General features: G+C 52.2%; 15 protein-coding genes. 14 read left to right on the top strand and 1 reads right to left on the bottom strand.

The features are described from left to right. Window positions 1-119: 119 nt before the first annotated feature. The 14 genes from paaA (at window position 120) to pdxI (ending at window position 12362) form a co-directional block, all read left to right on the top strand. Window positions 120-1049 carry a 1,2-phenylacetyl-CoA epoxidase subunit PaaA gene (gene paaA / locus K0335_RS03035; protein ID WP_000191069.1) on the top strand — a complete coding sequence of 310 codons (930 nt, stop codon included), beginning with the start codon at window positions 120-122 and terminating at the stop codon, window positions 1047-1049. Window positions 1050-1060: 11 nt separating this feature from the next. Beyond that, window positions 1061-1348 carry a 1,2-phenylacetyl-CoA epoxidase subunit PaaB gene (gene paaB, locus K0335_RS03030; RefSeq protein WP_000073391.1) on the top strand — a complete coding sequence of 96 codons (288 nt, stop codon included), beginning with the start codon at window positions 1061-1063 and terminating at the stop codon, window positions 1346-1348. 8 nt (window positions 1349-1356) lie between these two features. After that, entirely contained in the window at window positions 1357-2103 is a 747-nt protein-coding gene (gene paaC, locus K0335_RS03025) for a 1,2-phenylacetyl-CoA epoxidase subunit PaaC (RefSeq protein WP_001072834.1), read from the top strand. A gap of 14 nt (window positions 2104-2117) precedes the next feature. Then, window positions 2118-2615, top strand: a complete 498-nt coding sequence (gene paaD, locus K0335_RS03020) for a 1,2-phenylacetyl-CoA epoxidase subunit PaaD (RefSeq protein WP_001189203.1) — start codon at window positions 2118-2120, stop codon at window positions 2613-2615. A gap of 7 nt (window positions 2616-2622) precedes the next feature. Further along, complete coding sequence (gene paaE / locus K0335_RS03015) at window positions 2623-3693, top strand: 1,2-phenylacetyl-CoA epoxidase subunit PaaE (RefSeq protein ID WP_000206381.1); 1071 nt, start codon at window positions 2623-2625, stop codon at window positions 3691-3693. Beyond that, window positions 3690-4457, top strand: a complete 768-nt coding sequence (gene paaF, locus K0335_RS03010; RefSeq protein WP_046077608.1) for a 2,3-dehydroadipyl-CoA hydratase PaaF — start codon at window positions 3690-3692, stop codon at window positions 4455-4457. Before paaE ends, paaF begins: the two co-directional genes overlap by 4 nt. After that, entirely contained in the window at window positions 4457-5245 is a 789-nt protein-coding gene (paaG, locus tag K0335_RS03005; RefSeq protein WP_104919784.1) for a 2-(1,2-epoxy-1,2-dihydrophenyl)acetyl-CoA isomerase PaaG, read from the top strand. The genes paaF and paaG overlap by 1 nt, the downstream gene beginning before the upstream one ends. 1 nt (window position 5246) lies before the next feature. Further along, complete coding sequence (gene paaH, locus K0335_RS03000) at window positions 5247-6674, top strand: 3-hydroxyacyl-CoA dehydrogenase PaaH (RefSeq protein WP_000973356.1); 1428 nt, start codon at window positions 5247-5249, stop codon at window positions 6672-6674. Continuing rightward, entirely contained in the window at window positions 6664-7086 is a 423-nt protein-coding gene (paaI, locus tag K0335_RS02995; RefSeq protein WP_000018413.1) for a hydroxyphenylacetyl-CoA thioesterase PaaI, read from the top strand. The genes paaH and paaI overlap by 11 nt, the downstream gene beginning before the upstream one ends. Continuing rightward, on the top strand, window positions 7086-8291 hold the full coding sequence (paaJ, locus tag K0335_RS02990) for a bifunctional 3-oxoadipyl-CoA/3-oxo-5,6-dehydrosuberyl-CoA thiolase (RefSeq protein ID WP_001206182.1): 1206 nt from the start codon (window positions 7086-7088) through the stop codon (window positions 8289-8291). Before paaI ends, paaJ begins: the two co-directional genes overlap by 1 nt. 26 nt (window positions 8292-8317) lie before the next feature. Then, window positions 8318-9631 (top strand): phenylacetate--CoA ligase PaaK, encoded by a 1314-nt coding sequence (gene paaK / locus K0335_RS02985; protein ID WP_000632291.1) that lies wholly within the window; start codon window positions 8318-8320, stop codon window positions 9629-9631. A 99-nt stretch (window positions 9632-9730) separates the two neighbouring features. Beyond that, window positions 9731-10681, top strand: a complete 951-nt coding sequence (gene paaX / locus K0335_RS02980; protein WP_000039883.1) for a phenylacetic acid degradation operon negative regulatory protein PaaX — start codon at window positions 9731-9733, stop codon at window positions 10679-10681. Continuing rightward, the gene (paaY, locus tag K0335_RS02975) at window positions 10663-11253 is read left to right on the top strand and encodes a phenylacetic acid degradation protein PaaY (protein ID WP_104919783.1); all 591 of its coding nucleotides are present in this window, start codon (window positions 10663-10665) and stop codon (window positions 11251-11253) included. Before paaX ends, paaY begins: the two co-directional genes overlap by 19 nt. Window positions 11254-11495: 242 nt before the next feature. Beyond that, the gene (gene pdxI, locus K0335_RS02970) at window positions 11496-12362 is read left to right on the top strand and encodes a pyridoxine 4-dehydrogenase (protein WP_104919782.1); all 867 of its coding nucleotides are present in this window, start codon (window positions 11496-11498) and stop codon (window positions 12360-12362) included. A gap of 41 nt (window positions 12363-12403) precedes the next feature. Here the strand turns inward: pdxI and azoR are convergent, their stop codons facing one another. Beyond that, the gene (gene azoR / locus K0335_RS02965; RefSeq protein WP_000048943.1) at window positions 12404-13009 is read right to left on the bottom strand and encodes an FMN-dependent NADH-azoreductase; all 606 of its coding nucleotides are present in this window, start codon (window positions 13007-13009) and stop codon (window positions 12404-12406) included. Between the last annotated feature and the right edge of the window lie 141 nt (window positions 13010-13150).

Raw genomic sequence — 13150 nt, 5'->3', positions numbered from 1 at the left:
TGTCACAGTTCAAACATACATAATTTGTGATTTCGGTTAACCATTGTGTAACTTTCATAAAACAATCTGATTCGTGTTTTTAATTAAATCACGAAAACTGGAATCGTAAAGGTGATGACGTGACCCAAGAAGAACGCTTTGAGCAACGGATAGCCCAGGAAACGGCTATCGAGCCGCAGGACTGGATGCCCGATGCTTACCGAAAAACACTGATCCGCCAGATTGGGCAGCATGCGCACTCCGAAATTGTTGGTATGTTGCCTGAGGGTAACTGGATCACTCGCGCACCAACCTTGCGGCGTAAAGCTATTCTGTTGGCCAAAGTGCAGGATGAAGCCGGTCATGGTCTTTATCTCTATAGCGCCGCCGAAACACTGGGCTGCGCCAGAGAAGACATCTACCAAAAAATGCTCGACGGACGGATGAAATATTCCTCCATCTTTAATTATCCGACATTGAGTTGGGCTGATATCGGCGTTATCGGCTGGCTGGTAGATGGCGCAGCGATCGTCAATCAGGTGGCGTTATGCCGCACATCTTATGGCCCGTATGCCAGAGCAATGGTGAAAATCTGCAAAGAAGAGAGTTTTCACCAGCGTCAGGGATTTGAAGCCTGCATGGCACTGGCGCAGGGCAGCGAAGCTCAAAAGCAGATGTTGCAAGACGCCATTAACCGTTTCTGGTGGCCAGCCTTAATGATGTTCGGGCCAAACGATGATAACTCGCCAAACAGCGCCAGAAGTCTCGCCTGGAAAATCAAACGTTTCACCAATGACGAACTCCGCCAGCGTTTCGTGGATAACACCGTTCCACAGGTTGAAATGCTCGGTATGACCGTTCCTGACCCGGATCTGCATTTTGATGCTGAAAGCGGTCACTACCGCTTTGGTGAGATCGACTGGCAGGAGTTTAACGAAGTCATTAACGGTCGCGGAATTTGTAATCAGGAGCGGCTCGACGCCAAACGTAAAGCCTGGGAAGAAGGTACCTGGGTACGGGAAGCAGCGCTGGCCCATGCACAAAAACAACATGCCTGTAAGGTCGCATAAGGAGATTCAAAATGAGTAATGTTTACTGGCCGTTATACGAAGTTTTCGTGCGTGGCAAACAGGGCTTATCACACCGCCATGTTGGCAGTTTACATGCTGCCGATGAGCGGATGGCACTGGAAAATGCCCGTGATGCTTACACCCGTCGTAGCGAAGGATGTTCAATTTGGGTGGTGAAGGCGAGTGAAATTATTGCTTCGCAACCGGAAGAACGTGGTGAATTTTTTGATCCGGCTGAAAGCAAGGTCTATCGCCATCCAACGTTTTACACCATCCCTGATGGCATTGAGCACATGTGAGGTCGGAAATGAATCAGTTAACGGCTTACACCTTGCGCCTGGGCGATAACTGCCTGGTGCTCTCCCAGCGGTTGGGGGAATGGTGCGGTCACGCACCGGAACTGGAAATCGATCTCGCGCTGGCAAACATTGGCCTCGATTTATTAGGTCAGGCACGCAACTTCTTATCGTATGCTGCTGAATTAGCGGGAGAAGGTGATGAAGATACCCTGGCATTCACCCGAGACGAGCGCCAGTTCAGCAACTTATTGTTGGTTGAACAACCAAATGGCAATTTTGCCGACACCATTGCACGCCAGTATTTCATCGATGCATGGCATGTGGCGCTCTTTACCCGTCTGATGGAAAGCCGTGATCCGCAACTGGCGGCGATTTCTGCCAAAGCAATTAAAGAAGCGCGTTATCACCTGCGTTTTAGTCGTGGCTGGCTGGAGCGACTAGGCAATGGTACTGACGTATCAGGGCAAAAGATGCAGCAGGCCATCGACAAGTTGTGGCGTTTTACCGCCGAACTGTTCGATGCCGACGAGATTGATATTGCACTGAGTGAAGAGGGTGTTGCAGTTGATCCACGCACTTTACGTGCTGCGTGGGAAGCCGAAGTTTTTGCCGGGATCAACGAAGCCACATTAAACGTGCCGCACGAGCTGGCGTATCGCACTGGCGGTAAAAAAGGGCTGCATACCGAACATCTTGGGCCAATGCTGGCAGAAATGCAGTATCTCCAGCGTGTCTTGCCCGGTCAGCAATGGTAACAGAGGAGATGGGTATGCAACGTCTGGCCACCATTGCACCGCCGCAGGTGCATGAGATATGGGCGCTACTCAGCCAGATCCCGGACCCGGAGATTCCGGTGCTGACCATTACCGATTTGGGCATGGTACGTAATGTGACACAGATGGGAGAAGGATGGGTGATCGGCTTTACGCCGACATATTCCGGTTGTCCGGCAACGGAACATCTGATTGGGGCGATACGTGAGGCAATGACAACCAACGGGTTTACCCCCGTTCAGGTTGTGCTGCAACTCGACCCGGCGTGGACCACCGACTGGATGACCCCCGATGCCCGTGAGCGTCTGCGACAGTATGGCATTAGCCCGCCCGCCGGACACAGTTGCCATGCCCATTTGCCGCCAGAGGTGCGTTGCCCGCGCTGCGCCAGCGTCCATACCACACTTATCAGTGAATTTGGTTCCACGGCCTGCAAAGCATTGTATCGCTGCGATAGCTGTCGCGAACCTTTCGATTATTTCAAATGTATTTGAGGATGCCATGACAACGTTTCATTCCTTAACGGTGGCAAAAGTGGAGCCGGAAACCCGTGATGCGGTGACCATTACCTTTGCGGTGCCCCAGCCTTTGCAGGAGGCGTATCGCTTTCGCCCTGGTCAACATTTGACCTTAAAAGCCAGCCTTAATGGTGAAGAATTACGCCGTTGTTACTCCATTTGCCGTAGCTACCTGCCTGGCGAAATTAGTGTGGCGGTGAAAGCTATTGAAGGCGGACGTTTCTCCCGCTATGCCCGCGATCACATCCGTCAGGGGATGACGCTGGAAGTCATGGTGCCGCAGGGACATTTCGGCTATCAGCCGCAGGCCGAACGCCACGGGCGCTATCTGGCTATTGCCGCAGGATCAGGTATTACGCCAATGCTGGCGATTATCGCCACCACTTTACAAACCGAGCCTGAAAGTCAGTTCACCCTGATTTACGGTAACCGTACCAGTCAGAGCATGATGTTCCGCCAGGCACTGGCAGACCTGAAAGACAAATATCCTCAGCGTTTACAGTTGTTGTGCATTTTTAGTCAGGAAACCCTCGACAGTGATCTACTTCACGGGCGTATTGACGGTGAAAAATTACAGTCACTTGGGGCCTCGCTCATTAATTTTCGTCTTTATGATGAGGCCTTTATTTGTGGTCCGGCTGCAATGATGGATGACGCGGAAGCCGCCTTAAAAGCGTTGGGAATGCCAGAAAAAGTCATTCATCTGGAGCGGTTTAATACGCCAGGCACGCGCGTCAAACGTAACGTTAACGTGCAAAGTGACGGACAAAAAGTGACTGTGCGTCAGGATGGGCGGGATCGGGAAATCGTGCTTAATGCCGACGATGAAAGCATTCTCGACGCGGCATTGCGCCAGGGGGCTGATCTGCCCTATGCCTGCAAAGGCGGCGTCTGTGCGACCTGCAAATGCAAAGTGCTGCGTGGCAAAGTGGCGATGGAAACCAATTACAGTCTGGAACCGGATGAACTGGCCGCAGGCTATGTGTTGAGTTGCCAGGCACTGCCGCTGACCAGCGATGTGGTGGTTGACTTTGACGCGAAGGGGATGGCATGAGCGAACTGATCGTCAGCCGTCAGCAACGAGTATTGTTGGTGACCCTTAACCGTCCTGCCGCACGTAATGCGCTGAATAATGCCCTGCTGACGCAACTGGTAAATGAACTGGACGCTGCGGCTACCGATACCAGCATTTCGGTCTGTGTGATTACTGGTAATGCACGCTTTTTTGCCGCCGGGGCCGATCTCAACGAAATGGCAGAAAAAGATCTCGCGGCCACCTTAAACGATACACGCCCGCAGCTATGGGCGAGATTGCAGGCCTTTAACAAACCACTCATCGCAGCTGTCAACGGTTACGCGCTTGGTGCGGGCTGCGAACTGGCATTGTTGTGCGATGTGGTGGTTGCCGGAGAGAACGCGCGTTTTGGGTTGCCGGAAATCACTCTCGGCATCATGCCTGGTGCAGGCGGAACGCAACGTTTAATTCGTAGTGTCGGTAAATCGTTAGCCAGCAAAATGGTGCTGGGCGGAGAAAGCATCACCGCTCAGCAAGCACAGCAGGCCGGGCTGGTTAGCGACGTCTTTCCCAGCGATTTAACTCTCGAATATGCCTTACAGCTGGCATCGAAAATGGCACGTCACTCGCCGCTGGCCTTACAAGCGGCAAAGCAAGCGCTGCGCCAGTCGCAGGAAGTGGCTCTGCAAGCCGGACTTGCCCAGGAGCGACAGTTATTCACCTTGCTGGCGGCAACAGAAGATCGTCATGAAGGCATCTCCGCTTTCTTACAAAAACGCACGCCCGACTTTAAAGGACGCTAATGATGGAATTCATCCTCAGTCATATAGAAAAGGGCGTGATGACACTAACGCTCAACCGCCCGGAACGCCTGAACAGTTTTAATGATGAGATGCACGCACAACTGGCAGAGTGCCTGAAACAGGCGGAGCGCGACGACACTATCCGTTGCCTGTTAATTACAGGTGCCGGACGTGGATTTTGTGCTGGTCAGGATCTCAACGATCGTAACGTTGATCCCACTGGCCCCGCACCGGATTTAGGTATGTCAGTAGAGCGATTCTATAACCCGCTGGTACGTCGCATGGCAAAACTGCCAAAACCAGTGATCTGTGCAGTCAATGGCGTGGCGGCAGGGGCAGGCGCAACACTGGCACTGGGGTGCGATATCGTTATTGCTGCCCGTTCAGCAAAATTCGTCATGGCCTTTAGTAAATTAGGTTTAGTACCCGATTGCGGTGGTACCTGGTTACTGCCACGCGTTGCCGGGCGAGCGCGCGCCATGGGGCTGGCACTGCTGGGGAATCAACTGAGTGCCGAACAGGCGCACGAATGGGGGATGATCTGGCAGGTTGTTGATGATGAAACGCTGGCAGATACCGCGCAACAGCAGGCACTGCATCTGGCGACACAACCGACATTTGGTCTTGGACTTATCAAGCAAGCGATAAATAGCGCTGAAACTAACACGCTCGATACGCAGCTGGATCTGGAACGCGACTATCAGCGACTTGCCGGACGGAGCGCAGATTATCGTGAAGGTGTCAGTGCGTTCCTGGATAAACGCTCACCGCAGTTCACGGGGAAATAGCATGATGATAAATGTGCAAACTGTGGCAGTGATTGGGAGCGGCACCATGGGGGCTGGCATTGCAGAAGTTGCCGCCAGTCATGGACATCAGGTTTTACTGTATGACATTTCTGCTGAAGCGCTGACCCGCGCAATAGACGGAATACACGCGCGGCTGAATTCACGCGTGAAGCGGGGAAAACTGACCGCTGAAACCTGTGAACGCACATTGAAACGTCTGATCCCGGTGACCGATATTCACGCGCTGGCAGCAGCGGATCTGGTCATTGAAGCGGCGTCTGAACGTCTGGAAGTCAAAAAAGCGCTCTTTGCACAGCTGGCGGAAGTTTGCCCGCCACAAACGCTATTGACCACTAACACATCTTCAATCTCTATAACCGCGATTGCTGCGGAGGTGAAAAATCCTGAACGTGTTGCGGGGCTGCATTTTTTTAACCCGGCACCGGTGATGAAGTTGGTGGAGGTGGTCAGTGGGCTGGCAACGGCGGCGGAAGTTGTCGAGCAGTTGTGTGAACTGACGTTAAGTTGGGGTAAGCAGCCTGTGCGCTGTCATTCGACCCCTGGATTTATCGTTAACCGTGTTGCGCGTCCTTATTATTCCGAGGCCTGGCGGGCACTGGAAGAGCAGGTTGCTGCACCAGAAGTGATTGACGCTGCGCTTCGCGATGGCGCTGGTTTCCCGATGGGGCCGCTGGAATTAACCGATCTGATTGGTCAGGACGTCAATTTTGCTGTCACCTGCTCGGTGTTTAACGCTTTCTGGCAGGAACGTCGTTTTCTCCCTTCGCTGGTGCAACAGGAACTGGTGATTGGTGGACGATTAGGCAAGAAAAGTGGGCTGGGCGTGTATGACTGGCGTGCGGAGCGTGAGGAAGTTGTTGGCCTGGAAGCGGTAAGCGACAGTTTTAGTCCAATGAAAGTAGAAAATAAAAGTGACGGTGTCACGGAAATTGACGATGTTTTATTGATTGAGACACAAGGCGAGACGGCACAGGCGCTGGCAACACGACTGGCACGCCCGGTGGTCGTGGTAGACAAAATGACGGGCAAGGTGGTGACCATTGCTGCGGCAGCGGTGAACCCGGACTCAGCGACTCGCAAGGCCATTTATTACCTGCAACAGCAGGGCAAAACAGTGCTGCAAATTGCTGATTACCCAGGAATGCTGATTTGGCGAACGGTAGCAATGATCATCAATGAAGCCCTTGATGCGCTGCAAAAAGGTGTGGCCTCTGAACAGGATATCGATACCGCCATGCGTCTTGGGGTGAATTATCCATATGGCCCGCTTGCCTGGGGAGCGCAACTTGGCTGGCAGCGAATATTAAGGCTCCTGGAAAACCTACAACATCACTATGGCGAAGAACGTTATCGTCCATGTTCATTGCTGCGCCAGCGGGCGCTTCTGGAGAGCGGTTATGAGTCATAAGGCCTGGCAAAATGCCCATGCAATGTATGAGAACGATGCCTGCGCCAAAGCACTTGGCATCGACATTATCTCAATGGATGAAGGCTTTGCTGTAGTGACCATGACCGTTACTGCACAAATGCTTAATGGTCACCAAAGTTGCCATGGAGGGCAGCTATTTTCACTGGCTGATACTGCCTTTGCCTACGCCTGCAATAGTCAGGGGCTGGCAGCCGTCGCTTCTGCCTGCACGATTGATTTTTTACGTCCAGGCTTTGCCGGAGACACCTTAACTGCCACTGCGCAGGTACGTCATCAGGGCAAGCAAACCGGTGTTTACGACATCGAAATTGTTAACCAACAACAAAAAACGGTTGCGCTGTTTCGCGGTAAATCTCACCGCATCGGCGGCACCATTACAGGAGAAGCCTGATGCGTGAAGCCTTTATCTGTGACGGAATTCGAACGCCAATTGGTCGCTACGGCGGGGCATTATCTGGTGTTCGGGCTGACGATCTGGCAGCTATCCCTTTGCGGGAGTTGCTGGTGCGAAACCCGCGTCTCGATGCGGAGTGTATCGATGATGTGATCCTCGGCTGTGCTAATCAGGCGGGAGAAGATAACCGTAACGTAGCACGGATGGCGACTTTACTGGCGGGGCTGCCGCAGAGTGTTTCCGGCACTACCATTAATCGCTTGTGTGGTTCCGGGCTGGACGCGCTGGGGTTCGCCGCACGGGCGATTAAAGCGGGCGATGGCGATTTACTGATCGCCGGTGGCGTGGAGTCAATGTCACGGGCACCGTTTGTTATGGGCAAGGCAGCCAGTGCATTTTCTCGTCAGGCTGAGATGTTTGATACCACTATTGGCTGGCGATTTGTGAACCCGCTCATGGCTCAGCAATTTGGAACTGACAGCATGCCGGAAACGGCAGAGAATGTAGCTGAACTGTTAAAAATCTCGCGAGAAGATCAAGATAGCTTTGCGCTACGCAGTCAGCAACGTACGGCAAAAGCGCAATCCTCAGGCATTTTAGCTGAGGAGATTGTTCCGGTTGTGTTGAAAAACAAAAAAGGTGTTGTAACAGAAATACAACATGATGAGCATCTGCGCCCGGAAACGACGCTGGAACAGTTAGGTGGGCTAAAAGCACCGTTTCGTGCCAATGGAGTGATCACCGCAGGCAATGCCTCCGGGGTGAATGACGGAGCCGCTGCGTTGATTATTGCCAGTGAACAGATGGCTGCAGCGCAAGGACTGACACCGAGAGCGCGTATCGTCGCCATGGCAACCGCCGGGGTGGAGCCGCGTCTTATGGGGCTTGGTCCGGTGCCTGCAACTCGCCGGGTGCTGGAACGCGCGGGGCTGAGTATTCACGATATGGACGTGATTGAACTGAATGAAGCGTTCGCGGCCCAGGCGTTGGGTGTACTACGCGAATTGGGGCTGCCTGATGATGCCCCACATGTTAACCCCAACGGAGGCGCCATCGCCTTAGGCCATCCATTGGGAATGAGTGGTGCCCGCCTGGCACTGGCTGCCAGTCATGAGCTGCATCGGCGTAACGGTCGTTACGCATTATGCACCATGTGCATCGGTGTCGGTCAGGGCATCGCCATGATTCTGGAGCGTGTTTGAGCATATCAACCTGCGAGTATCCTACAATGATAACCAATACAAAGCTTGACCCGATTGAAACCGCGTCTGTTGATGAGTTACAGGCGTTGCAAACACAGCGTCTGAAATGGACGCTCAAACACGCGTATGAAAATGTGCCGATGTATCGGCGCAAATTCGACGCAGCAGGTGTACATCCTGATGATTTCAGGGAACTTTCAGACCTGCGTAAATTTCCCTGTACCACCAAGCAGGATCTGCGCGACAACTATCCCTTTGACACCTTTGCCGTGCCGATGGAACAAGTGGTGCGCATTCATGCTTCTTCGGGAACCACAGGTAAACCGACAGTTGTCGGCTATACGCAAAACGATATTGATAATTGGGCCAATATTGTAGCGCGTTCCTTGCGTGCGGCAGGTGGCACGCCCAAAGACAAAATTCATGTCGCCTATGGTTACGGCCTGTTTACCGGTGGGCTGGGCGCGCACTATGGTGCAGAACGCCTGGGCGCTACGGTGATCCCGATGTCTGGTGGGCAGACGGAAAAACAAGCGCAACTGATCCGCGATTTTCAACCGGATATGATCATGGTTACGCCATCTTATTGCCTTAACCTGATTGAAGAGCTGGAGCGGCAGTTGGGCGGTGATGCCAGCGGTTGCTCGCTGCGAGTTGGAGTGTTTGGTGCTGAGCCGTGGACACAGGCCATGCGTAAAGAGATTGAACGGCGTCTGGGGATCACTGCGCTGGATATTTATGGCCTGTCAGAAGTGATGGGGCCGGGGGTCGCGATGGAGTGTCTGGAAACTACCGACGGTCCAACCATTTGGGAAGATCATTTCTATCCTGAAATTGTTAATCCCAATGACGGCACACCGCTTGCCGATGGCGAACATGGCGAACTGTTATTCACCACGCTGACCAAAGAAGCATTGCCGGTTATTCGTTACCGTACGCGTGATTTAACCCGACTGTTGCCAGGAACGGCACGAACCATGCGCCGCATGGATCGCATCAGTGGACGTAGCGATGACATGTTGATCATTCGCGGTGTAAATGTCTTCCCGTCACAACTGGAAGAAGAGATTGTCAAATTCGAACATTTATCGCCGCATTACCAACTGGAGGTTAACCGTCGGGGGCATCTTGATTCACTTTCTGTGAAAGTGGAGTTGAAAGAAAGCAGCCTGACATTGACGCATGAGCAGCGTTGCCAGGTGTGCCACCAGCTGCGCCATCGGATTAAATCGATGGTGGGGATCTCTACTGATGTGATGATCGTTAACTGTGGCAGTATCCCGCGTTCAGAAGGCAAGGCGTGTCGGGTGTTTGATCTGCGCAATATTGTTGGTGCCTGATGTGTCGCCTGGTCCTGGTGGGTGAACTGCCAGGGCCAGAAGTCGATACGACCTGTGCTATGATTCATAAATCACAACAATAACAACAGACTGAATCGAATGAGTAAACTTGATACTTTTATCCAACATGCTGTAAACGCTGTTCCTGTCAGTGGCACATCTTTGATCTCCTCTCTGTATGGTGATTCACTTTCTCATCGTGGTGGAGAAATCTGGCTGGGTAGTCTGGCTGCTTTGCTGGAAGGGCTGGGATTTGGTGAGCGTTTCGTCCGTACCGCTTTGTTTCGTCTTAATAAAGAAGGCTGGCTGGATGTTTCCCGCATCGGGCGACGCAGTTTCTACAGTCTCAGTGATAAAGGCTTGCGGCTGACACGACGGGCAGAAAGTAAAATTTATCGTGCAGAGCAACCCGCATGGGATGGTAAATGGCTCCTGTTGCTCTCGGAGGGTTTAGATAAAGCAACGCTGACTGATGTCAAAAAGCAGTTGATCTGGCAAGGTTTTGGCACACTGGCGCCCAGCCTGATGGCATCGCCGTCGCAAAAACTGGCCGATGTACAGACGCTTTTGCATGAAGCAGGTGTGGCGGATAACGTGATTTGTTTTGAAGCGCAAATACCACTGGCGCTTTCTCGTGCAGCACTGCGTGCCAGAGTAGAAGAGTGCTGGCATTTAACTGAACAAAATGCCATGTACGAAACCTTTATTCAGTCATTCCGCCCGCTGGTGCCGCTGTTAAAAGAGGCGGCCGACGAGTTAACCCCGGAGCGTGCATTTCATATTCAGCTTTTACTGATCCATTTTTATCGCCGTGTCGTCCTTAAAGACCCATTGTTGCCGGAGGAGTTGCTTCCGGCACACTGGGCAGGACATACGGCGCGTCAGCTGTGTATCAACATTTACCAGCGCGTCGCGCCTGCTGCTTTAGCGTTCGTTAGTGAAAAAGGTGAAACCTCGGTTGGTGAACTGCCTGCGCCGGGAAGCCTGTATTTTCAACGTTTTGGCGGTTTGAACATTGAACAGGAGGCGTTATGCCAATTTATCAGATAGACGGTCTGACTCCGGTTGTACCAGAAGAGAGTTTTGTTCATCCGACAGCGGTATTGATCGGCGATGTTATTCTCGGCAAGGGCGTTTACGTTGGACCAAATGCCAGTCTGCGTGGCGATTTTGGTCGTATCGTGGTGAAAGATGGCGCGAACATTCAGGATAATTGCGTTATGCACGGTTTTCCCGAGCAGGATACTGTCGTGGAAGAAGATGGGCATATTGGTCATAGCGCCATCCTTCACGGCTGCATTATCCGCCGCAATGCATTAGTGGGAATGAACGCGGTAGTGATGGACGGTGCGGTGATTGGTGAGAACAGCATTGTTGGCGCATCCGCATTTGTGAAAGCCAAAGCAGAAATGCCTGCTAATTATCTGATTGTCGGCAGCCCGGCGAAAGCGATTCGTGAACTTAGGGATCAGGAGCTGGCATGGAAAAAGCAGGGCACGCATGAGTATCAGGTGCTGGTGACACGTTGTAAGCAGACGTTGCATCAAGTCGAACCATTGCGGGAAGTTGAACAGGACAGGCAGCGTCTGGTATTTGATGAGAATCTGCGACCGAAACAGTAACGTCCAGATGCTGAACGTGCTAATTTTTAGCATGTGATACCTAAACCGCAACGCTGATACAGGTTGCGGTTTTTTATTGCCGAATGCGATGCTTCTCGCGTCTTATACTGCCTAATGTTTTGGTGTCTTTCAGGACAATAGAGCAACTCATCCAGTAATCTTGTTTACGCCTTCGCATTATTTATCTCTTTTCGTTTCTATACTGATTTTTCTTAATCCGTTTTATTACAGGGCAGGGTGCGATGAGCAGCAATACATTTACTCTCGGTACAAAATCCGTTAACCGTCTTGGTTATGGCGCGATGCAACTGGCAGGTCCTGGGGTTTTTGGCCCCCCAAGAGATCGCCACGTCGCTATAACCGTGCTGCGTGAGGCGCTGGCATTGGGCGTCAATCACATTGATACCAGCGACTTTTATGGTCCGCACGTCACCAATCAGATTATCCGCGAAGCGCTTTATCCTTACTCTGACGATCTGACAATTGTCACTAAAATTGGTGCGCGGCGTGGAGAGGACGCATCCTGGTTGCCCGCATTTTCTCCGGCAGAGCTGCAAAAAGCGGTGCACGATAATCTACGTAATCTCGGACTGGAGGTACTGGATGTGGTTAACCTGCGCGTTATGATGGGGGATGGTCATGGCCCAGCGGAAGGATCGATTGAAGCCAGCCTGACCGTGCTGGCAGAGATGCGACAACAAGGCCTGGTAAAACATATTGGCCTGAGCAACGTCACACCGACGCAGGTTGCAGAGGCGCGTAAGATTACCGAAATTGTCTGTGTGCAGAACGAATACAACATTGCTCATCGTGCTGATGACGCAATGATTGATGCTTTGGCCCGCGATGGTATTGCCTACGTGCCGTTCTTCCCGCTCGGGGGCTTTACACCGCTGCAATCCTCCACGCTTTCCGATGTTGCTGCGAGCCTTAATGCGACACCAATGCAGGTGGCGCTGGCGTGGCTTTTACAGCGTTCACCGAATATTTTGCTGATCCCAGGAACGTCTTCTGTTGCTCATTTACGGGAGAATATGGCGTCCGATGAATTAGTGCTATCGGATGACGTGCTGGCAATGCTGGACAGTATTACGCAAAAGGCGGGTTAAATAAAAAAAACCTCCCGCTTTCGTGGGAGGCCTCTTAAATCTTATGCAGCAACAATACTGTCGATGGCTGCTTTCGCGTCAGACTGTGCTTTCGCTGCCATTTCCGGACCGTATGCGATCCCTTCGGCGAAGACAAATTTCACATCGCTAATGCCGATAAAGCCCAGGAATGTGGACAGATACGGCGTTACCAGATCCGTTGGGCCATCTTTATGAATCCCACCGCGGCTGGTAATAACGATGGCTTTTTTACCCGTTACCAGACCTTCCGGACCGTTCTCGGTATAGCGGAAAGTAACGCCTGCACGTGCCACCAGGTCAAAATAGTTTTTCAACTGAGTCGAAATGTTGAAGTTATACATCGGTGCCGCAATAACGATAACGTCGTGGGCTTTCAGCTCGGCAATCAGCTCATCGGAAAGCGCCAGAGCTTCCTGCTGACGCGGAGTCAGCGGCGCATCGCTCGGACGCAGTGCACCAACCAGTTCGCCATCCAGTACCGGAATCGGATTTGCAGCCAGGTCACGCACGGTGATTTCATCAGCGGAGTGCTTTTCGCGCCATTGTTCAACAAAATAATCGGACAACTGATTAGACTGAGAGTACCCTGCCAGGATGCTGGATTTAAGAACTAATACCTTGCTCATGGTGTTTCCTTATAGATGTTTGAATGGGCGATGCCCCGTTGCTTGTTGACACTTTATTCACAATCCTGCCACAGAGATAGCGCAATAAATCGAAGCCTATGTTCGAATTTATTGAACAACGCATAGAAAGCCGCGATGTGG

The sequence above is a fragment of the Escherichia sp. GZ89 genome, assembly GCF_019366485.1.
In the GTDB taxonomy this organism is placed as follows: Bacteria; Pseudomonadota; Gammaproteobacteria; order Enterobacterales; family Enterobacteriaceae; genus Escherichia; species Escherichia fergusonii.
The sequence above is the reverse complement of the archived record's forward strand: the minus strand, read 5'-3'. Positions and strand labels throughout refer to the sequence as shown.

Coding starts and splice junctions, on each gene's coding strand:
- paaE (WP_000206381.1), top strand. CDS start 2,623: ATGACAACGTTTCATTCCTTAACGGTGGCAAAAGTGGAGCCGGAAACC.
- paaX (WP_000039883.1), top strand. CDS start 9,731: ATGAGTAAACTTGATACTTTTATCCAACATGCTGTAAACGCTGTTCCT.
- pdxI (WP_104919782.1), top strand. CDS start 11,496: ATGAGCAGCAATACATTTACTCTCGGTACAAAATCCGTTAACCGTCTT.
- paaJ (WP_001206182.1), top strand. CDS start 7,086: ATGCGTGAAGCCTTTATCTGTGACGGAATTCGAACGCCAATTGGTCGC.
- azoR (WP_000048943.1), bottom strand. CDS start 13,009: ATGAGCAAGGTATTAGTTCTTAAATCCAGCATCCTGGCAGGGTACTCT.
- paaI (WP_000018413.1), top strand. CDS start 6,664: ATGAGTCATAAGGCCTGGCAAAATGCCCATGCAATGTATGAGAACGAT.
- paaD (WP_001189203.1), top strand. CDS start 2,118: ATGCAACGTCTGGCCACCATTGCACCGCCGCAGGTGCATGAGATATGG.
- paaH (WP_000973356.1), top strand. CDS start 5,247: ATGATGATAAATGTGCAAACTGTGGCAGTGATTGGGAGCGGCACCATG.
- paaG (WP_104919784.1), top strand. CDS start 4,457: ATGATGGAATTCATCCTCAGTCATATAGAAAAGGGCGTGATGACACTA.
- paaC (WP_001072834.1), top strand. CDS start 1,357: ATGAATCAGTTAACGGCTTACACCTTGCGCCTGGGCGATAACTGCCTG.
- paaF (WP_046077608.1), top strand. CDS start 3,690: ATGAGCGAACTGATCGTCAGCCGTCAGCAACGAGTATTGTTGGTGACC.
- paaK (WP_000632291.1), top strand. CDS start 8,318: ATGATAACCAATACAAAGCTTGACCCGATTGAAACCGCGTCTGTTGAT.
- paaB (WP_000073391.1), top strand. CDS start 1,061: ATGAGTAATGTTTACTGGCCGTTATACGAAGTTTTCGTGCGTGGCAAA.
- paaY (WP_104919783.1), top strand. CDS start 10,663: ATGCCAATTTATCAGATAGACGGTCTGACTCCGGTTGTACCAGAAGAG.